Genomic DNA, 20,113 nt, shown 5'->3' on the forward strand with positions numbered 1-20,113 from the left:
TGGCTGGTTTTTATTTATTAAATTAATAAATGATGATTGCTTTAGTTTTTATAGTATTTAACTTAAAATAGTATCAAGAGGTGAGGACAGTGGAATTAAAGTTTGATCATATTATTCATCATGTGCAGAATTTAAATGATGCTAAAATTGATTTTTTAAAGGTGATTAATGGTGGAAAGCATGAGCAGTTAGGGACATACAATAAATTATCTTATACTGATTTATCATATATTGAATTTATCGATGCGTATGATCGTGCACTCGTTCATAAAGCAGCACAAAGTGCAGAAGAGCGTTTAAGTTTTGCAGCATCACTTGAACGTACAGATTATGTTGAAGGATTTAAGCGATTATGTTTTAGAACGGATGATATCGATGCACTTAAGCAGCACTTTAATCAATTAGGTGTAAAGACGGTTGGGCCGTCATGTATGCAGCGCGTGACACCAGAAGGGCAAGTTATTGAATGGCAGTTGCTCTATATTGATGAAGAGAGAAATTATGAATTACCATTCTTTATACAGTGGGGAGCGTCAGATGACGAACGCATGCAGTCACTCTCTCCATATTTCCAGGGAAATCTCAGGATTGAAGGAATCGATATAGAAACGACAGATTTTAATGAGATGGCAGAGGTATATGTAGAATGGTTAGGTTACGAAGTCACAAGTGGTGTGATCAATAGTTATTTTAAACTAGAGAAACTAGGGTGTCCTGCGATCTACTTAATTCCTGGCAATACAGATACAATTAGAAGTTTAAAAATAAAAAGTGATGCACCTGCAGTACATCACTTTAGAAATGCGATTTATCAATTTAACTAGCATAAACGTTATTATAAACTGTCATAACGATAAGATAAATATGGTATGCAGCAACAATCAGCGAAATCAATGCTATATACATTGTTGATTTTGATACTCTTGTAATCAAATAGAGTAGTGAAATGATTGTAGTAAAACTTGCTACAATAATATGTAAGCTTAACATATCGATAGAATCCTGCTGGAATAATGAAACGAGTATACTATTAATAATGATTAAGATAATAAGCAGTAAATTTTTAAACATATGCCACCTCTTTACTTTAATAATAAAAGTATAACAATAATAATTAAATATTTGTTGTAAAACGAAAGGAAAGAATAAAATGACAGTGATGAGAAAGAATGTATCCAATGAAGTACACGATAACTTTGTAAAAACACATGCAAATGGTGATATGCTGCAGCTATCAACGTGGGCAGATACAAAACGATTGACAGGATGGTATAGTAGACGTATCGCTGTAGGAAGAGATGACGAACTCGCTGGGGTGGGACAGCTGCTATTTAAGAAAGTACCGAAGACACCGTATACCATGTGCTACGTATCGCGAGGCTTTGTGTGTGACTATCATGACAAAGAAGTCGTGACAGCACTTGTTGATGCGGCAATTGAAGTTGCACGTCGTGAGAAAAGTTATTCTATTAAAATTGATCCGGATGTTGAAGTAGATACGGTTCCAGGATTAATTGAATTTATGAATACATTAGGCTTTGTTCATAAAGGATTTAAAGATGGACTTCATCCAGACTACATACAACCACGTATGACGATGATTACGGACATTGATATGGATGAAGCTGCACTTATACAGTCATTTGAAAAACGCAATCGTTCAACGGTAAAGCAAAGCCTGAAAAAAGGCGTACAGTGTGAAATCGGAACACGTGAAGACCTTAAGATTTTTGCACAGCTTATGAAAGAAACTGGAGAACGGGATGGCTTTCTAGTCAGAGATATCTCCTACTTCGAAACGATATACGATGCGCTTAATCCAGCTGGAGACGCAGTACTTTTTCTTACTAAATTAGTTCCAGATACTGTGTTAGAGAATTTAAATACAACATTAAAGAGAAATCATGAGGAGAAAGAGAAAGTTTTATCAAAAAAACAGACGAAGAAAACTGAAAACCAATTAAAAGACATAGATATCATCATTGAAAAGGTACAAAAGCAGATTAATGAAATAGAAGAACTTAAAGAAACACATCCGGATGGTAAATATTTGTCAGGCGCAATTCTGACATTTTGTGGTAAGAAAGCTTATTATTTATACGGTGCATCTAGTAATGATTATCGTAGCTATCTACCAAATCATAAAATGCAAATCGAAATGATGAAATATGCGCGTAGTAAAGGCGCAGTATCTTATGATTTCGGAGGGACAGATAATAATCCCGACAAAGATTCTGAACACTACGGTTTATGGCAGTTTAAGAAGAGCTGGGGGACACATTTGAGTGAAAAAATCGGCGAATTTGACTACATACTTAATAAACCTGTTTATACATTAATTGAAGTTGCGAAGCCAAAAGTAAAAGCGTTGACGAAGAAGATTAATAAGAGAAGATAGCAGTATTTTGAGGTAATGTTGAAAATGCTGTAACGAAGCAATTGGATGCAGTACAGAAAAGAGTGATGACAAGTAAACACCACTCTTTTTTATTCACTAAAAAATTTAAAGACACTCACCTTCGTTTCCATATAAAGATATGGATCAATAAAGGTGATATATAGAATAAAAAAGAAGTTGAATAAACTAAATGCTGTTAAAAGTATAGAAAGAATTCTATAAGTGAAGTTGTTCATCAAGTTCTGATCGGTTGTAAAGTGATATTGTATACCTGAGAAAAACGTAATGATGCAAAAAACCATCCAGAAATATGTTGTTAAAAATACGATACCGCTATGAACAAAATAGCTGCTTATAAACACAGTTTGCATAATGATAAGTAAAAACATAATTACTTTTTGCATTCTTTTCACTCCTTTACCTATAATTGTAATATATAACTGTAAATTATCAATACAATATGACAAGAGAGGTTTTCAAAATGAAAATTGGTTTTATTGGAACAGGTGTAATGGGAAAAAGTATGGCTGAGCATATAGGGGACAAACTATATATTTATAACCGTACGAAAGAAAAAGCAATGGCACTAATCGAACAAGGACATATATGGTGCGATACGCCTACTGAAGTTGTAGCACAATCCGATATTGTCTTTACGATGCTTGGCTATCCGGTTGATGTAGAAGCTATCTATCTTGCACCAGATGGATTGATTAATAATGGTAAACAAGGTCAAATATTTATTGACTGTACAACGAGTAGTCCTGCACTTGCCCAAAAGATTAATCAAGAAGCAAATAAGAAAGGAATATATGTGTTAGATGCACCTGTAAGTGGTGGAGATATTGGTGCCAGGAATGGAACCTTGAGTGTAATGGTTGGTGGAGATGAAGCGATATTTGATAGAGTAAAACCTTTAATCGATAAATTCAGTAGTTCGGTGACATACTTTGGTGATGCAGGAAAGGGTCAACATACAAAGATGGCGAATCAAATTGCTATCGCTACAAATATGATCGGTATGGCTGAAAGTCTGTATTATGCACATAAAGCAGGGTTAGATGTTGAAAAAGTGCTAGAAACAATCAGTAAAGGAGCGGCAGGAAGTTGGTCATTATCTCACTTGGCTCCAAGAATTTTAAAAGAAGACTATACTCCTGGATTTTATACGCATCACTTCCTGAAAGATATGAGCATCGCGCTTGAAGAAACAAAGAAGATGGGTATCGAACTTCCCGGTCTCGAATTGAGTTATAAGTTATATCGTAGTCTTTCCGATGAACTAAAAGAAACGACAGGGACACATGCGATATATCAATATTATACACAAACAAGATAAGGATATTGGTAAATTTTAAATAATAAAGCTACAATAAATACATAAAATTCGTATAAATGGAGGAAAGACTTTGATAAAGAAAATTATTGATTTTTCTTTGCATAATAAACTTGCAGTATGGTTAATGACACTCATTATCCTAAGTGCCGGCGTATATAGTGCAATGAAGATGAAGATGGAAATGCTGCCGAGTATGTCGACACCTGTAATTTCTATTACAACACCTTACCCAGGTGCTACACCTGAAGACGTGTTAAATGGTGTTACAGATCCAATAGAGAAGAAGGTTAAAAATTTATCGAGCGTAGATAAAGTAACGAGTCAATCGTTAGAGAATGCATCTGCAGTCACTGTTCAATATAAGTTTGGAACAGATATGGACAAAGCGCAATCAGAATTAGAGAAACAAATTGAGAAGGTTGATCTTCCAGAAGGTGCGCAAGAGAAACAGATTTCACAAATGTCGATGTACACTTTCCCAATCATTAGCTATTCACTTTCAAGCGATAAGGCAGATATTAAAAATCTGACAAAGCGTATTAAAGAAGATTTAGTTCCAGAAATTGAAGGTGTAGAAGGTGTTACAAATGTAACGTTTTCTGGACAAGAAGTTGAACAAGTTGAGCTACAATTTGATGATAAGAAGTTAAAGAAAAATAATTTAACAGAAGAGTCTGTACTTCAATTCATTAAAGGTGCTACAACCGATGCACCACTTGGATTATATACGTTTGGTAGCAATTTAAAGAGTATCATCGTAAATGGTCAATTTACTAGTGTGGATGCTCTTAAAGATTTAAAGATCCCATTATCAGGCGGAGATAATCAAGCTGATACTGCTAAAGCCTCACCTGAAGAACAGGCGGCGCTTGCGAAGATGATGCAGGCCGGTAAAGTACCAACAGTAATGCTTTCTGACATTGCTACGATTAAAAATGTAGAGAGTCGTGAATCTATTTCTAAGACAAATGGTAAAGATTCACTAAGCATACAAGTCATTAAGTCAGATGATGCGAATACTGTAGCGTTAGCAAACGATGTAAAAGATAAAGTAAAGGAATTTAAGAAGAATAATAAAGATATTAATGCTGTACTGATGATGGATCAGGCAAAACCGATTGAAGACTCTGTAAAAACGATGGCAGAAAAAGCAATTATTGGAGCATTGTTTGCAGTGATCATGATACTCGTGTTCCTAAGAAATATCCGTTCAACGATGATTGCGGTCGTATCCATTCCGATGTCTATATTAATGGCAATGTTAATCCTTAAACAGATGGATATTTCACTTAATATTATGACACTTGGAGCGATGACAGTTGCAATTGGCCGTGTTATTGATGACTCTATCGTCGTTATCGAGAATATATTCCGACGTATGTCTGACCCTAAAGAGAAATTGAGTGGTTCTGAGTTAATTAGCAGCGCGACTAAAGAGATGTTTATACCGATTATGAGTTCGACGATGGTCACAATTGCAGTATTCTTACCACTTGGACTGGTGTCGGGTTCTATCGGTGAAATCTTTAGACCTTTTGCTTATACAGTCGTATTTGCATTGTTGGCCTCATTATTAATTGCAATTACGATTGTACCGATGCTTGGACATACATTCTTTAAGAATGGTATTAAAGGGCATCATGATGATGAAGCAAAGGTAGGGCGTATTGCAAGTTTCTATCATAAAGTATTAGAATGGTCTTTAAAACATAAGCTTATCGTCTCACTATTAAGTATCGGTCTCCTCCTTGGTAGCTTGTTCTTAACGCCATTTCTAGGGACGTCATTCATTTCAACAGGGGAAGATAAGTTTCTTGCATTAACTTACAAGCCTAAACCTGGTGAAACTGAAGAAGAGGTTGTAAAAAAAGGTGAGCAAGTTCAGAAAACTTTAGCTGAGAATAACGATGTAGTAAATATTCAGTACTCAGTTGGAGGAGAAAATCCATTTAACCCGGTTGCTACTAACGATATGGCAATGATGGTTGAATATAAGAAGGATACACCAAAGTGGGAAAGTGAAGCGGAACGTGTATTGAACAAAATCGCTTCTTTCAAACATGAAGGAACTTGGAAGAACCAGGATTTTGCAACGGGTGGTTCGACCAATACAGTAACGGTTACTGTTAACGGTCCATCGATGAATGAAATAAGACCGGTTACAGAGCAGCTTGAGAAAGAAATGAAAGACGTTAATACTGTTACGAATGTAAGTTCATCATTAACGGATAGTTATGATGCATATACATTAAAGGTAGATCATAACAAGTTATCTGAACGCGGACTAACTGCAGGTCAGATTGCAATGGCATTAAATCAACGTAGTGATAATAAAGTTGTCACTAAAATAGGTGATAATGGCAAGTCGACAGATGTTGTTCTGACAAAAGAAAAAGAATCAAAATGGACAAAAGATAAATTAGAGAATACAAAGATTACTTCACCACTCGGTAAAGAGATTAAGTTGAGCGATGTCGTAACGATTGAAGAAGGAAAGACGTCAGATACAATTAAACGTGAAGACGGTAATATATCGGCTACAGTAGAAGGTAAGATTAAAGGAAAAGATGTTAGCCAGGCTACACAAGATGTTGCAAAGAAAGTAAACGCATTAAAACACCCTTCAAATGTTGATGTACATATTGGAGGAACGAGTGAAGATATCGGCGAGAGCTTCTCTCAACTCGGACTTGCGATGCTTGCCGCTATCGGAATCGTTTACCTGATACTTGTACTGACATTTAAAGGAGGACTTGCGCCACTTGCCATATTATTCTCGTTACCGTTTACGATTATCGGGGTAATATTAGGACTTCTCGCGTTTGGGGAGACGCTTTCTGTACCATCGATGATTGGTATGCTCATGCTCATTGGTATCGTTGTTACGAATGCGATTGTGCTGATTGATCGCGTTATCAATAAAGAAGCAGAAGGATTATCAACACGTGATGCATTGCTTGAAGCAGCGATGACTCGTGTGCGTCCAATCTTGATGACTGCACTTGCTACAGTAGGCGCATTGTTACCATTACTGTTTGGAGGAGACGGCTCTGTGCTTATTTCTAAGGCACTTGCTGTAACAGTAATCGGTGGATTGACTTCTTCAACATTATTAACATTAATCGTTGTCCCTGTAGTGTATGAAATATTAATGAACTTGAAGCAGAGATTTACGAAAGATGAAAAAAAGATTAATCCATTTATACCAACGCATGATGCGTCAACACGTGTGCATATTAAAGATAATAGATAAAATATTCTGAATACAGTTGACGTATTGTTTGAACTATACTATAGTGATATCACCAATTAAATATTTCTTATCCAGAGAAGTGGAGGGAACTGGCCCTATGATACTTCAGCAACAGGCTTTAAGTACTGTGCTAAATCCAGCAAGCATATGCTTGGTAGATAAGTGCCACATCGGCGTCATTGCTACTGAAGCAATGACGCTTTTCTATTTTAAAAGGAGCGAATGTCTGTGAGTTCTAAATTATTAAGTTCAATACCTGAAAGTTATTTTGGTAAGACGATGGGTAGGAAGCTTGAAGTCGGGGATAAACCATTGATTAATACAGCAGTTGGTATCCCTGACCAACAAGTGGATCGTACGGTGCTGAAAGCTTTACAAGATGCCATTGTCAATCCTGATAACCATAGATACGGCGTATTCCGTGGCAAGGAGGCATTGAAGAAAGAGATTCAGAAGTTTTATAAAGATGTCTATGATGTTTCATTGGAGGATGATGAAATTTGTATTCTTTATGGTACGAAAAATGGTCTTGTTCATATCCCTACATGTGTCATTGAACCTGGTGAAGGTGTATTACTCCCTAATCCTGGATATACGGATTATCTTGCTGGTGTAAAGCTTGCTCGAGGATTACATTATGAATTGCCATTACACCCTGAAAATCATTACCTACCTGACTTTGATAATATAGATAAAGCGCAACTTAATAATACAAAGCTGATTTATCTTAACTATCCATCTAATCCAACTGGGGCAGTAGCGACTCAAGCATTCTTTGATGATACAATTATGCGTTTTAAAGATACTGAAACAAAGATCGTCCATGACTTTGCCTATGCTGCTTTTGGATTTAATGGTAAGAATCCAAGCATTCTTGCTTCACCTCATGCGAAAGAAGTTGCTGTAGAAATATATTCGTTATCTAAAGGCTTTAATATGTCCGGTGTACGTGTCGGATTTGCTGTAGGGAATAAAGAGATTGTGAGTGCTCTGAACTATTTTCAGGATCATACTCAAGTTGGTATGTGGGGCGTTGTACAAGACGCAGCGAAAGCAGCGCTCGAACTAGGAGAACCTTATCTAGAAAGTCAAAACAATATATTTAAAGCACGACGCGATAAAGTGACAGCGTATTTAAAACAACTTCAAATTCCATTTGAGCCGATGGACGGTGGTATATTTTTATGGGTACGAGTGCCAGACGGTTTTGAGGGGGAAGCGTATACAGATTATTTATTAAAGCAAGAATCAATATTAGTAACTCCAGGAATCCCGTTTGGATCACGCGGTAAGAATTACATTAGAATCTCACTTGCGATTGATGATCTGTTGATAGATGAACTGCTTGAGCGCTTAAAAAATACAAAAGAATTATATATAAAATAAGAACTTACAAAGCATTACTTTGTAAGTTCTTATTTTATAGGTATATCGCACAAAGTACGATAATCATTAGCGCCATAACGATAGAGAAGAGATTAAGAATTAGCTTTGCTTTCTGGTCATTAAACTTAAATTTATAGTTAGAAATCTCTATATTTAAAAATAAACAAAGTGCAAGTAATGTAATCCAGAACTTTATCGTTCCAAGATGCATCAGTGCAACGAAGATGAAGACAACGAACACAGCACCAAGTATGATTCTTAAAAAATCCAGCAGACGCATGTTAATCATATAGATGCTTGTATAACTTACGATCAGATACATCATCATAAGTAAAATAATTAATATAATCATACGACTCTTCCTTTCTTATAATAAATAAATAGTAGGATTAAACCAAGTACGGAAGTGAGTGCACCGAAATAAAATGGCATTTCTAAATTTCTGGAAAGCAGTGCAGTAAATAACAAAGGACCGAGAATACGACCTAAACTATCCATACTGTAACTGATAGAAGTAAGTTTTCCCATTTTATTATTCGAAGTTTCTTTCGTCAATTGACTCGTCAGTAATGTTCTTACAAGGGCATTACCAGACATAAGGAGCACAAGACAGAGTCCGGCATAAAATAAATTCATGGAAAAAGGCAGCATAATAAATGCAACAATTGTAATCAATTGTCCTGTTATGATCACTGGTTTTTCTTGACCGTGCTTCACTTTACGTAAGTACCCACCTTGTAATCCAGCATTAACAAGCCCGCCAATCATAAAGAGCATTCCCATTTGTGTTGCAGTAATATTAATCTTCTCTATTTCAAAGAGCTGAAATGAGCTCTCCATCCCACTCATCGTAAACGTCACAATAAATGTTGATAATAAGAGCATATAGATTGCCGGAGTTAACAGTTTAGTGTTCACAGTAGTCTGTTCTGTATCACTAGAATGCTGTAATGTTTCCTTAATAGTGAATAGACAGAACAAAGCAATAACGGTTAATATTGCAGCAGTTGCGAAATACGGAATCTGATAGCTGATTCCAGATAGTAGTCCTCCAACTGCTGGACCGAATATAAATCCAAGTCCAATCATCATCCCCATGAGTCCCATATATTTGTTGCGCTCTTCATGTGTGGTCATATCACTGACCATGCTCGTCGTAGTAGAGAAGCATGCCCCTGAGAATAGCCCTCCAAGAATTCGAGAGGTATAAAGCATAGGTAAGTTATCGATAAATAATCCGAATAATACGAAGCTTAAAGTAAAACCAATAAGTCCGATGATCAATATTTTCTTACGACCATATTTATCGGATAGATACCCCCAGACTGGTGCTACAATAAATGAAACGATGGAATAAGAGGCAAGCAGTAACCCCATATGAAATGCATTTAAATTTAAACTATGTACTAGAGCAGGTATTACAGGTATTACAATACTGAATCCAAAGTATATAAAGAACTGAATCATCATCAGCAGTTTAAATTGTTGTTTCATTGAATGCCCTCCTTAAAGCTATAGTACTATTGTAGCGAAAGTTAAGCTTAAATCCTATATTTTTATAATAAAAAAGAGCACTTACAGTTGTGCCCTTACTTGTGCAATCTGATTTTCGATTTCAACAAGTTTCTCTTCTAGTCGTGGAGAAGCCTGACCAGTAGACTCTACTTTTTCTAAATCGTTTTGAATACGCATATATTCTTCTTTTAGCTCTAAAAGTTGCTGGTTAAGATCCATAATATCCTTCCTTTCGCTCACTTTATATATGAAATATACCTTAAAATGATAATATAATAAAGAAACAAAGATTTGGAGGTATACATCATGACAAAGAAAATTAAGACAAATGCGTTAAGAAAGCTAGATCAAAAGAAGATAACATATGAAACATATACATATGAAGTGACGGATGAGTTAGACGGTGTTACAGTCGCAAATAAAATTGATAAACCTTATGCTCAAGTATTTAAAACATTAGTATTGCACGGGAAATTAAATTATTATGTTGCAGTTATTCCTGTTGCAGCAACGTTAGACCTTAAATCAATGAGTAAAGTTGTCGGGGAGAAGAAACTTGAACTCTTGCCTGTAAATAATCTTGAGAAATTAACGGGTTATATTCGTGGGGGGTGTTCACCTGTGGGGATGAAGAAGCTGTTTCCGACAGTTATCGATAGTAGTGCAGAGCAGTTTGAAGAGATTATTGTGAGTGCAGGACAACGAGGAATACAGATGCAAGTACCGCTTCAATCATTAGTCAATCTTATTCATGCGAAAGTGAGCCCGATTACACATGAGGATTAAAGACAATTATCTAAAATTAAATATAAGAAATAAACGTACGATTGTCACGAGTGATGTACATGGAAGGCCAGATTTATTAGAACAATTATTGAAGAAGGTGGATTTTTCACACGAAGATATTCTTATAATTAATGGTGATATTATAGATAAGGGACCCGACAGTATACAAATGATTACATATGTAGAACGTCTAATGGCGCAGGGCAATGTATATATGACATTAGGTAATTGCGATAAAATATTCGATGAACTGGAAGAAGCATTTCTATATGACTATATGGAGTATCGCTATACGATTGTTCATGAGATGCTGAAGCAGTTAGGAAAGACACGAGACGACTATTCATCACAAGATGAACTGGCGAAAGAGCTTAGAACGAAATTTGAACATCTTCATAATGTAGTGAAAGATTTGCCGTTGATGATAGAAACTGAAGATTATATATTTGTGCACGCAGGAGTCGATGAAGATTATATGGAGACGACAGAGCGCGATGCGCTGAATATGCCATTTTTCTATAACCAACCACATCAACTTGAGAAGACAGTAGTAGTGGGTCATTTCCCTGCTTGTAACTTTGTCGAACAAGGGGTATACCAACATAATATTAAAATCCATCCGAATCACAATACAATTGCCATTGATGGGGGTAATCAGGTCAAGACAAGTGGTCAGCTGAATGGACTCATCATCGAATCAGATGGGACATTGCACACAACGTTTGTTGATGATTATGAACAATGTATGGTTATCCAGTCATTTGATCCAGGACTTCAAATGCCGCATAGCTTTACCTATCCTGATTACAATATTACAGCTTTTGAAGGGGATGAATATTTTACTTATTGTGAGTGTGGTGAACACGATGGTTGTATGGTGAAAACCGAATTCATCGATTTCGAAGCACAACGATTAAAAGATGATTATACAGATTATTTCCACACGGTAGAAGCTGGAGCGTTCGTCAGCGTGATTCAGCGTTATACAGGTTATGTTCAGATTAAGAAAAATGGTATTGTTGGGTTTGTTCCGGAAGAAGTACTGGAATAGATACGTACATCAATACAGAAAGAAGGCTGATTTGTGACACAGACATTTATAATGATTATCGCTTTAATATTAACAGGATATTTAATGAAGCGCCTAAACTATATAAAAGAAGAAGAAGGCGGTGTTATTGCTAAACTTATCTTCAATTTAACATTGCCCTCATTGGTCATCGTAACATTAAGCAGCGTTAAGATTGAACCTTCTTTAATGCTCTTGCCTGTAATTATGGTAATCTATGTTGTTATCGCTAAACTGATTGTTATCATTCTATTTCTCAAGTACAATAATCAGATTAGAGGTTCTGTAGGAATGATGGCTGCGGCATTTAATATCGGCTTGTTCGCCTATCCTCTAGTTGGTGAGATGTTCGGTGCAGAGGGATTATTATATTTTGGGATGTTTGATATCGGTGGTTCCATCGGTATGTTTGGTATTACGTATTTTGTAGGAAATTATTTCAGTGAAGGTGGAGACACGTTTGACATCCGATATTTACTTATGAGCTTAATGAAGACAGTACCACTTATGACATATATCATCATGCTCACGATAAACTTACTAGATATACATATACCAGGTGAAATCATTGAATTCTTTAAAATAATTTCACAGGCGAACATGCCTTTATCCATGATATTGCTCGGCGTATATTTAAACTTTAAGGTGGATACATATTATTTACCATTAGCAATTAAATATTTATGTTTCCATTATGGATTTGGACTTATTGCGGGGTTGATATGTTATTATACGTTACCATTTAATGAAATGTTCAGAACAACATTGCTTATTGGATGGCTACTTCCTATAGGAGTGGCAATCATTCCTTATGCAATACAATTTAAGTATAAAACATTACCGCTCATAGCGATGATCTCTAATATTACAATCGTTATTTCTATTATTATTTTATATATCTTTCAAAAGGTAATCTTATAAAAAAATATATAAAAGGATAAAGTGGCATTTGCGCCGCTTTATCCTTTTCCTCCCATAAACGAAGGATATTTTGTCATTCCGCCGTCGACATAGAGCGTTGTACCCGTAATATAGGCTGCCTGTGCGCTTGCTAAAAAGAGTGCCGCGTTGGCAACGTGTTCAGGTTCCCCAATAAAGCTCATAGGTATCATTCTTTCGGTTTCTTCACGTGTAGCAGGATCTGCAAATTTTTCTTTCGTATGTTCTGTAACGATAGCGCCTGGTGAGATATTATTTACTCTTATCCCTTGCGGGGCAAATTCCATGCTTAACGTTTCCATCATTAGCTTTAATCCGCCTTTACTTGCAGCATAGTTAACATAATTTGGCCATGGGATAACATCGTGCACACTTGACATATTAATGATGACACCTTTTTTATTTGATTCAGTGAAATGTTTAGCAGCTTCTCGGCTGCCGATAAACGCACCGGTTAAGTTAATATTCATGACATGATTAAAATCTTCTGCTGACATTTCAAGAGAAGGTGTTGCCTTTTCAAATCCAGCATTATTAATCATAATATCTATCGTACCAAAGTGTTTTACTGCTTCTGATACCAGTGCAGTGACTTCGTCTTCTTTAGAAACATCGGCTTGAATTGTAATCGCATCACCACCAGACTTTTTAATCGTTTTAGCAATTTCTAATGCTTCACTTTCACTTGAATTATAATTCACCACAACTTTACAGCCTTCCGTGCCGAACTTTTCTGCCATTGCTTTACCAATACCGCTTGAAGCGCCAGTAATAACGACAACTTTATCTTTTAAATCTTTATACATAAATCTCACTCCTTTATTGTTTTGCATATCCTAGTAGGAATGCTGCGATGATAATTAACATAATTCCTGCGGCAATACCGATATATTGTTTCTTTGTTTTCTTTTCTCTTAACAGGAAGATCCCGCCGAGTGTCGAAACTACGACAAGCATCTGTGAGAATGAAAAGCTTGTTGCTACACCCACTTTAGGCTGAGAATAAAACATTGCCATATTACCTAAAGCCCATAACACACCAGGGAACATGTTTTTTACAATTGCTTTTTTCTTCGGATGATGCTTTAAAGTAAGCAGTAATCCACCGAGAACCATACCGATTGACTGAGGGAATAGTGCGCTCCAGCCTTCGACGCCAAAGAACTGACCGATAACGACATAAGTTACATACCCTAAAGTAGAGATTAACAATATGGGGAGGGCTTTTTTAAGATTTCCTTTCGTCTGGTCATCTTCTTTACCTTTTAGTGAGGTTAACATGACCCCGATAATTAAAAGTGTTAATGCTATAACTCCGAGAATAATTGAAGTCATGGTCTTCCATTCGTTGAAGAATATGACTGAAATCAACGTTGTACCTACGAGTTGTAAGCCTGTTGAAATTGGCATTGTCTTAGAAACACCGATAAGCTCAACACTTTTAAGCTGATTTCCTTGACCAAACGCCCAGAATGCACCAGAAACCATACCGACTAATAGAATTTTTGTATTTAGTTCTGGCTGAACCATGATATAAGTAATCGAGCCGATGATAAAGGCACCGATGACAGTCCCCATAATTTGTTCATAAGGGGTTCCGCCTACTTTAACATTAATTAAGACGACACTTCCCCATAGTAATGCTGGTAACAAAGCAATTAATATATCCATAAATTCTCCTTTATCCTTTTATTATTAATTACCCTGTTGATGTTTCAGAAAACGTATGCTTTTGAAACTTGATTTGTAGATATACACAAAGAGACCCTTAAATAATGGCTGAACATTATTTAAGGGTCTTTAATTATTCTATAGTATATTTAAAATGATTCATTTCATTTATTTTTTTGAATCCAAGTTTCTCGTAGAATGCTATATCTTTTTCCCGCTTACTTTTCACGGAAAGCTGTACACTCGTCGCGTGATGTTTTTTAAATGCATGGTCTACAGCGAAAGATACAAGGTCGTGGCCAATGCCTTTATGACGGTATTGTAAATGCGTATAGACGAATCGAATGTCGCAGCTATCGTCATCATTGATCTGCATCCAGATGAAGCCTTTAGCAATACCTTCATTCAAATAGAGGTAAAGTTCATGACTATTCCCGATAGAATTCAATATTTTATCACGCATTGGTTTATAGTCCATATACATATCTTTCATAATTTCTGTAAAGCTCTTTTTATATACAGGTTTATATTTAATAACTTGAGGTACGAGAGATGTCGTTTTATTTTGATGGGTTGTCATGGTATATGTCGTTCCAAGATATTGCGTTCGTAAATTTTTCATAACAGTCTGGCCAAAACGATGATCTTCATGCAGGCTGAAGTAATAGGTCTTCAAGCTAGGGTGTGTTATAAGGAAATCTTGCCACATCACTTTGATCATATTCAATGTTATTTTGTCTGTATGTTTCGTAATTGGACCAAGAATGTGCGCCTCTTTATCGTTAATAGGCTCTATACCAAATGCAGCGATGATTTCCTCTTCATCTTTAATGAGCAGCATATCTTCTTTTTTGATGTGATGAAGTTGTTCTTCTATACCTTGTAATGTAATACGTATATATCCGACGTGATGTTCGTTATGCTGATTGAGGTCATATAAGAACTTTGCTGTTTTGTGTATATCTTCCATTTGTGTGATTTTCAAGTGATCACTCCTTAAAGTGTGCTGACAATACTTCATGTGTTATATTGATTTGATGTTACATGTGGATGTAAACTTTTTGCGTCTTCAAGTGCATGAATATTATCTGGGAAATGTAACGATTTAATACGCCATCCTCCTTAAGTAAAGCATACAAGATAGTACCTAAAATCTCAATTTAATCATATGAAATATATTCTGTTATAATAAAGATTATTAAAGAATAGAGGACGGATATTATGAAATCAGTAGTGTTAGCAGAGAAACCTTCAGTCGCACGTGATATTGCACGTGTACTTAAATGTAATCAAAAGAAAAATGGATATATGGAAAATGACAAATATATCGTCACTTGGGCATTAGGACATTTAGTTACAAATGCTGATCCCGAGCAGTATGATGCAAAGTTTAAACAGTGGGATTTAAATATGCTGCCCATTATACCAGAGCGTATGAAGACGGTTGTTATTGGTAAGACCCGTAAACAATTTAATACAGTGAAAGCACAGATTGAACGTCAAGATGTGAATGAGATTATTATTGCGACTGACGCAGGACGTGAAGGAGAACTTGTTGCGCGCCTTATTATCGAGAAATGTAAAGGAAACAAACCGATGAAACGTCTCTGGATATCCTCAGTTACAGACAAGGCAATAATGGACGGCTTTAAGCATTTGAAACCAGCACAGGCATATCAAGGATTATATGAAGCGGCTATGGCACGAAGCGAAGCGGATTGGATTGTTGGTATTAATGCAACAAGAGCACTAACAACGAAATATGATGCGCAACTTTCTACAGGTCGTGTACAGACGCCGACGCTTCAGATGGTCAAAATACGCCAAGATGCAGTGCAGAAATTTCAGCCGAAAACATATTATAGTATCGAGCTTGTAAGTAGAAGTGATAAGTTCAAGTGGCAAAGCGGGAATCAAATCTTTGATGAATCAAAAGTAGATGGACTATTGAAAGACATACAAGGAAAGCAAGCCATTGTTCAAGATGTAGTCTCTAAAGAAAAGAAACGCTATCCTGGAAAACTCTATGATTTAACGAGTTTGCAGCAGGACGCTTATAAGCGCTTCAAATATTCAGCGAAAGAAACATTGAACGCGATGCAAAGTCTATACGAGACCCATAAATATGTAACATATCCAAGAACGGATTCAAATTACTTAACGACAGATATGGAAAGCTCACTTAAAGAACGTGTCGCATCCCTTGGTGCTACGCCGTATAAAGATCAAGTCGTGAAATTACTAAAGACACAAATTAAAGGTGCCAGTCACTTTATTAATAATGCGAAAGTATCAGATCACCATGCCATTGTTCCGACTGAGATTAGAGCGAATTTAGAGACACTTGGAGCAAGAGAAAAGAATATATATTTACTTATTGCGGAACGTTTCTTAAGCAATTTAATGGAACCCCATATATATAAAGAAGAAACCATTACTGTACAGATTGGAAAAGAAATATTTACGCTTAAGACCGAGACGACTGTGAAAGCAGGATTTAAAGCATTGTATGAACAGTCATCCCTTGAGCGTCATAACGCGTACCGTAAAGGAGAAACATTAAGTTCTGTCAGCCTGAAGAAGACAACCGGTGAAACACAGCCCCCAGCTTATTTAAATGAGGGGACATTACTTAAAGCGATGGAGAACCCGGCATCTATCTTTAATATCGATAAGGAGAGTACGTCGACATTAAAGTCTGCAGGTGGTATTGGAACAGTAGCGACACGAGCAGATATTATTGAGAAGCTTTATAACTTAAATGCGATAGAAAATAATAACGGTAATATTAAAGTGACGAACAAAGGACGTCAGTTATTAGAACTTGCACCTGATGCACTCAAGTCGCCCGAACTTACAGCAGACTGGGAATATAAATTAACACGCATTGAAAAAAATAAGTATGGAAGAAAACAATTTATGCATGAGATGATAGATTTCACAAAAGAAATCATTGCTGAAATTAAATCGAGTGATGAGAAATTTAAACACGATAACTTAACGAGTACAGAATGCCCGACTTGCGGTAAGTTTATGTTAGAGAAAAAAACGCGTAACGGTAAGATGCTTGTCTGCCAAGATCCAACGTGCGGCACGAAGAAGAATGTTCAGCGTAAAACGAATGCGCGTTGCCCAGAATGTAAGAAGAAGCTGACGCTACATGGTAAAGGGCCAAAAGCAATGTACAGTTGTGTATGTGGATTTAGAGAAACGCAAGAACAGATGGATAAACGCTTCAATTCGAAGAAGACAGGAAAAGTATCGAAAAAAGAAATCAATAAATATATGAAGAAAGAAGAGCCAATCAATAATCCTTTTGCCGATGCACTCAAAAACTTAAATTTATAAGTAAACTAAATACCTATTGTTCAACACTTCACAAATTGTTAAAATAGAAGTGAATAAAATAGGGGGTGTATCTATGGAAAACGTAAAACAAAAGAATAATCTTAAACCAATTTGGATTGTCTTGAGCTTTCTTGTATTGATTACGATCGTATTACTACCGACACCTGCTTCTTTACCAGTGATGGGTAAGATGGCACTTGCAATCCTTGCTTTCGCTGTTATTATGTGGGTGACTGAAGCGGTGAGTTATCCTGTTTCAAGTACGATGATCGTTGCTTTAATCATCCTGCTAATTGGATTCAGTCCGATTGAGAAACTTGGGCCATCGATGGGTAATCCGATGGCTGCAGGTAAACCGTTAACTGAGGATGCCTTGTTCGGTACACAGAATGCATTAAAGATTGCATTTAGTGGATTTTCAAGTTCAGCAGTAGCGCTCGTTGCAGCTGCACTGTTCTTAGCGACAGCCATGCAAGTGACAAACTTGCATAAACGTCTTGCGCTTTTAGTACTCTCAGTAGTAGGGAATAAAACGAATGCAGTAGTCGCAGGTTCTATCATTGTTTCCATCATTCTTGCATTTTTCGTTCCTTCAGCAACTGCACGTGCAGGCGCTGTCGTACCGATTCTGCTTGGTATGGTTACAGCGTTTGGTGCTAAGAAAGAATCCCGCCTGGCAGCATTGCTTGTGATTACCGCTGTTCAAGCTGTGTCTATATGGAATATCGGTATTAAGACGGGAGCCGCTCAAAATATGGTTGCTATGGGCTTTATCAATAAAACCTTTAACGAAGATATCTCATGGGGTCAGTGGTTTATGTATGCGGCACCGTGGTCCATTATTATGTCGATTGTCTTATACTTTGTTATGATCAATTTGATTAAACCTGAAACGAAAGAAATTGAAGGTGGAAAGGAACTTGTAAAGGCACAGCTAGCGGAACTTGGACCGGTAACACCGAAAGAATGGCGATTAATTGCAATCTCAGTAGCATTGCTCTTGTTCTGGGCAACTGAAGGTAAGTTTCATCCAATTGATTCTTCATCGATTACTTTAATTGCGTTAGCTATTATGCTCACTCCGAAGATTGGCATCTTCTCGTGGAGCGATGTAGAAAAATTGATTCCATGGGGAACAATTATAGTATTTGCGATTGGGATATCCTTAGGGAACTTATTACTGCAAACGACTGGGGCGCAGTGGCTCAGTGATAAGACTTTTGGATTGATGGGGTTAGAGCATTTGCCATTACTTGCTACAATTGCTTTAATTACGATATTTAATATTCTGATTCATTTAGGATTCGCAAGTGCAACAAGCTTATCAAGTGCACTTATACCAGTGTTTATTGCACTTACAAGTACATTAGGATTAAAGGATAATGCAGTTGGATTCGTATTAATACAACAATTTGTTATTAGTTTTGGGTTCCTATTACCAGTATCAGCGCCACAGAATATGCTTGCATACGGTACAGGTACATTCACGGTTAAAGATTTCTTGAAGTCAGGGATACCTTTAACCATTATTGGCTATTTACTTATCCTGCTCTTTAGCGCAACTTATTGGAAATGGATTGGATTAATATAATCAATGAAAAGAAAGATGCTGAGACGAATGTCTCAGCATCTTTTTTATGCATCTTGAGATAAGATTTTCATATCTTTAGCATCAAGTTCAAACTCTTTCGTTTTGCCATCTTGTCCTTTTAACTCAACATTATATTTAAATTTTCCATCATCATGATCAAGTGACCATTCTTTAATCTCACCATTGTAAACTTTTTGTGCTGCTTTAATAATTTTATCAGCAGGCACAAACTCACCGTAATCAAATGTTTTTTCGTTATCTTTATCATCTTCTACTTCAGAAGAGATAATTTTGTTTTGTTCAGCGTTTACTTTGATTTCATGAGTCTTTTTGTTTGTATCGATTAAGGAAATTTTGTAAACCCATTGGCCCATATCATGGTCGAATGAAATGCTTTCTAAATCGCCATCAACTTTCTTCTGTGCTGTTTTAATTGCTTCTTCTGGTGAAAGTTTAATGTCATCTAGTTTAATAGAAGCTTCATCTTTGTCATTATCATCATCTGCTTCAGTCGCTTCATCTTTATTATCCACGTCATCTGAATCTTCTGTACTGCTTTCGCCTTCTTGTTTTGCATCATTATCTTCATCGTTGTTATCATCTTTATCATTTGTATCTGTCGCTTTAGTATCAGTAGTTTCTGATTGCTGTTCCTGTTTAGTTTCATCCTTTGGAGATTTCTCAACATCATTTGTGTCATTATTACATGCAGCAAGTGCTAAAGCTGAAGATAGGATTAAACTTAATATTTTAAATTTCATAATTATAATTCCTCCTTTAATTATTTATATAATTTATTCCCTGAATATATACCGAAA

General features: G+C 36.4%; 19 protein-coding genes and 1 riboswitch. Of the genes, 10 read left to right on the forward strand and 9 right to left on the reverse strand.

Annotated features, from left to right (window positions below; all coding sequences use genetic code 11):
* The first annotated feature begins 89 nt into the window (after positions 1-89).
* Positions 90-824, forward strand: a complete 735-nt coding sequence (locus tag QA539_RS01000) for a VOC family protein (protein ID WP_219493630.1) — start codon at positions 90-92, stop codon at positions 822-824.
* Here the strand turns inward: QA539_RS01000 and QA539_RS01005 are convergent.
* The gene (locus QA539_RS01005; protein WP_219493632.1) at positions 817-1,071 is read right to left on the reverse strand and encodes a hypothetical protein; all 255 of its coding nucleotides are present in this window, start codon (positions 1,069-1,071) and stop codon (positions 817-819) included. The two genes, QA539_RS01000 and QA539_RS01005, sit on opposite strands and share 8 nt — an antisense overlap.
* 85 nt (positions 1,072-1,156) lie before the next feature.
* Here QA539_RS01005 and QA539_RS01010 point away from each other — a divergent pair, with 85 nt between their 5' ends.
* Positions 1,157-2,398: a lipid II:glycine glycyltransferase FemX gene (locus tag QA539_RS01010; protein WP_419895579.1), complete on the forward strand. Its 1,242-nt coding sequence runs from the start codon at positions 1,157-1,159 to the stop codon at positions 2,396-2,398.
* An 89-nt stretch (positions 2,399-2,487) separates the two neighbouring features.
* On the opposite strand, the gene QA539_RS01015 is transcribed toward QA539_RS01010, so the two are convergent.
* On the reverse strand, positions 2,488-2,802 hold the full coding sequence (locus QA539_RS01015; protein WP_419895278.1) for a hypothetical protein: 315 nt from the start codon (positions 2,800-2,802) through the stop codon (positions 2,488-2,490).
* 77 nt (positions 2,803-2,879) lie between these two features.
* Here QA539_RS01015 and QA539_RS01020 point away from each other — a divergent pair, with 77 nt between their 5' ends.
* The 3 genes from QA539_RS01020 to QA539_RS01030 all read left to right on the forward strand — a co-directional run bounded on the left by QA539_RS01020 (position 2,880) and on the right by QA539_RS01030 (position 8,376).
* A complete protein-coding gene (locus QA539_RS01020) occupies positions 2,880-3,737 on the forward strand; it encodes an NAD(P)-dependent oxidoreductase (protein WP_219493633.1) in 858 nt (285 codons plus the stop codon).
* 70 nt (positions 3,738-3,807) lie between these two features.
* A complete protein-coding gene (locus QA539_RS01025; RefSeq protein ID WP_419895279.1) occupies positions 3,808-6,990 on the forward strand; it encodes an efflux RND transporter permease subunit in 3,183 nt (1,060 codons plus the stop codon).
* A gap of 64 nt (positions 6,991-7,054) precedes the next feature.
* A riboswitch (SAM riboswitch) is annotated at positions 7,055-7,155 on the forward strand.
* Positions 7,156-7,212: 57 nt separating this feature from the next.
* On the forward strand, positions 7,213-8,376 hold the full coding sequence (locus tag QA539_RS01030) for an aminotransferase class I/II-fold pyridoxal phosphate-dependent enzyme (RefSeq protein ID WP_419895280.1): 1,164 nt from the start codon (positions 7,213-7,215) through the stop codon (positions 8,374-8,376).
* 34 nt (positions 8,377-8,410) lie between these two features.
* On the opposite strand, the gene QA539_RS01035 is transcribed toward QA539_RS01030, so the two are convergent.
* The 3 genes from QA539_RS01035 to QA539_RS01045 form a co-directional block, all read right to left on the reverse strand.
* Positions 8,411-8,728, reverse strand: a complete 318-nt coding sequence (locus QA539_RS01035; RefSeq protein ID WP_219493638.1) for a hypothetical protein — start codon at positions 8,726-8,728, stop codon at positions 8,411-8,413.
* A complete protein-coding gene (locus tag QA539_RS01040) occupies positions 8,725-9,870 on the reverse strand; it encodes an MFS transporter (protein ID WP_283722244.1) in 1,146 nt (381 codons plus the stop codon). The genes QA539_RS01035 and QA539_RS01040 overlap by 4 nt, the downstream gene beginning before the upstream one ends.
* Before the next feature lie 81 nt (positions 9,871-9,951).
* Positions 9,952-10,110: an SE1832 family protein gene (locus QA539_RS01045; RefSeq protein WP_099483369.1), complete on the reverse strand. Its 159-nt coding sequence runs from the start codon at positions 10,108-10,110 to the stop codon at positions 9,952-9,954.
* A gap of 87 nt (positions 10,111-10,197) precedes the next feature.
* Between QA539_RS01045 and ybaK the strand changes: the two genes are divergently transcribed.
* The 3 genes from ybaK to QA539_RS01060 are packed head-to-tail and all read left to right on the forward strand — an operon-like array spanning position 10,198 to position 12,667.
* Positions 10,198-10,677 carry a Cys-tRNA(Pro) deacylase gene (gene ybaK / locus QA539_RS01050; RefSeq protein WP_099483370.1) on the forward strand — a complete coding sequence of 160 codons (480 nt, stop codon included), beginning with the start codon at positions 10,198-10,200 and terminating at the stop codon, positions 10,675-10,677.
* Positions 10,667-11,728 (forward strand): metallophosphoesterase, encoded by a 1,062-nt coding sequence (locus tag QA539_RS01055; protein WP_419895281.1) that lies wholly within the window; start codon positions 10,667-10,669, stop codon positions 11,726-11,728. The genes ybaK and QA539_RS01055 overlap by 11 nt, the downstream gene beginning before the upstream one ends.
* Positions 11,729-11,761: 33 nt before the next feature.
* Entirely contained in the window at positions 11,762-12,667 is a 906-nt protein-coding gene (locus QA539_RS01060) for an AEC family transporter (RefSeq protein WP_219493645.1), read from the forward strand.
* Positions 12,668-12,705: 38 nt separating this feature from the next.
* Here the strand turns inward: QA539_RS01060 and QA539_RS01065 are convergent, their stop codons facing one another.
* The 3 genes from QA539_RS01065 to QA539_RS01075 form a co-directional block, all read right to left on the reverse strand.
* Positions 12,706-13,491 carry a glucose 1-dehydrogenase gene (locus QA539_RS01065; protein ID WP_283722247.1) on the reverse strand — a complete coding sequence of 262 codons (786 nt, stop codon included), beginning with the start codon at positions 13,489-13,491 and terminating at the stop codon, positions 12,706-12,708.
* A gap of 13 nt (positions 13,492-13,504) precedes the next feature.
* Positions 13,505-14,356: a GRP family sugar transporter gene (locus QA539_RS01070; RefSeq protein WP_283722248.1), complete on the reverse strand. Its 852-nt coding sequence runs from the start codon at positions 14,354-14,356 to the stop codon at positions 13,505-13,507.
* Positions 14,357-14,489: 133 nt separating this feature from the next.
* A complete protein-coding gene (locus QA539_RS01075) occupies positions 14,490-15,341 on the reverse strand; it encodes a GNAT family N-acetyltransferase (RefSeq protein ID WP_419895282.1) in 852 nt (283 codons plus the stop codon).
* Positions 15,342-15,577: 236 nt separating this feature from the next.
* On the opposite strand from QA539_RS01075, the gene QA539_RS01080 reads away from it, so the two are divergent.
* Both QA539_RS01080 and QA539_RS01085 read left to right on the forward strand, forming a co-directional pair.
* Positions 15,578-17,704, forward strand: coding sequence for a DNA topoisomerase III (locus QA539_RS01080; protein WP_413474957.1), 2,127 nt, complete (start codon positions 15,578-15,580; stop codon positions 17,702-17,704).
* Between the two features lie 73 nt (positions 17,705-17,777).
* A complete protein-coding gene (locus QA539_RS01085; protein WP_419895283.1) occupies positions 17,778-19,295 on the forward strand; it encodes an SLC13 family permease in 1,518 nt (505 codons plus the stop codon).
* A 44-nt stretch (positions 19,296-19,339) separates the two neighbouring features.
* Here QA539_RS01085 and QA539_RS01090 read toward each other — a convergent pair whose 3' ends face one another.
* Positions 19,340-20,056, reverse strand: a complete 717-nt coding sequence (locus QA539_RS01090) for a PepSY domain-containing protein (protein WP_219493650.1) — start codon at positions 20,054-20,056, stop codon at positions 19,340-19,342.
* Positions 20,057-20,113: the final 57 nt, after the last annotated feature.

The sequence above is a fragment of the Macrococcus psychrotolerans genome (genome assembly GCF_038095555.1).
Lineage (GTDB): Bacteria > Bacillota > Bacilli > Staphylococcales > Staphylococcaceae > Macrococcoides > Macrococcoides psychrotolerans.

Excerpts from the sequence above, each read along its gene's own strand:
- QA539_RS01005 (WP_219493632.1), bottom strand. The coding sequence starts at position 1,071 with ATGTTTAAAAATTTACTGCTTATTATCTTAATCATTATTAATAGTATA.
- QA539_RS01015 (WP_419895278.1), bottom strand. The coding sequence starts at position 2,802 with ATGCAAAAAGTAATTATGTTTTTACTTATCATTATGCAAACTGTGTTT.
- QA539_RS01020 (WP_219493633.1), top strand. The coding sequence starts at position 2,880 with ATGAAAATTGGTTTTATTGGAACAGGTGTAATGGGAAAAAGTATGGCT.
- QA539_RS01030 (WP_419895280.1), top strand. The coding sequence starts at position 7,213 with ATGTCTGTGAGTTCTAAATTATTAAGTTCAATACCTGAAAGTTATTTT.
- QA539_RS01035 (WP_219493638.1), bottom strand. The coding sequence starts at position 8,728 with ATGATTATATTAATTATTTTACTTATGATGATGTATCTGATCGTAAGT.
- QA539_RS01040 (WP_283722244.1), bottom strand. The coding sequence starts at position 9,870 with ATGAAACAACAATTTAAACTGCTGATGATGATTCAGTTCTTTATATAC.
- QA539_RS01045 (WP_099483369.1), bottom strand. The coding sequence starts at position 10,110 with ATGGATCTTAACCAGCAACTTTTAGAGCTAAAAGAAGAATATATGCGT.
- ybaK (WP_099483370.1), top strand. The coding sequence starts at position 10,198 with ATGACAAAGAAAATTAAGACAAATGCGTTAAGAAAGCTAGATCAAAAG.
- QA539_RS01055 (WP_419895281.1), top strand. The coding sequence starts at position 10,667 with ATGAGGATTAAAGACAATTATCTAAAATTAAATATAAGAAATAAACGT.
- QA539_RS01065 (WP_283722247.1), bottom strand. The coding sequence starts at position 13,491 with ATGTATAAAGATTTAAAAGATAAAGTTGTCGTTATTACTGGCGCTTCA.
- QA539_RS01070 (WP_283722248.1), bottom strand. The coding sequence starts at position 14,356 with ATGGATATATTAATTGCTTTGTTACCAGCATTACTATGGGGAAGTGTC.
- QA539_RS01080 (WP_413474957.1), top strand. The coding sequence starts at position 15,578 with ATGAAATCAGTAGTGTTAGCAGAGAAACCTTCAGTCGCACGTGATATT.
- QA539_RS01085 (WP_419895283.1), top strand. The coding sequence starts at position 17,778 with ATGGAAAACGTAAAACAAAAGAATAATCTTAAACCAATTTGGATTGTC.
- QA539_RS01090 (WP_219493650.1), bottom strand. The coding sequence starts at position 20,056 with ATGAAATTTAAAATATTAAGTTTAATCCTATCTTCAGCTTTAGCACTT.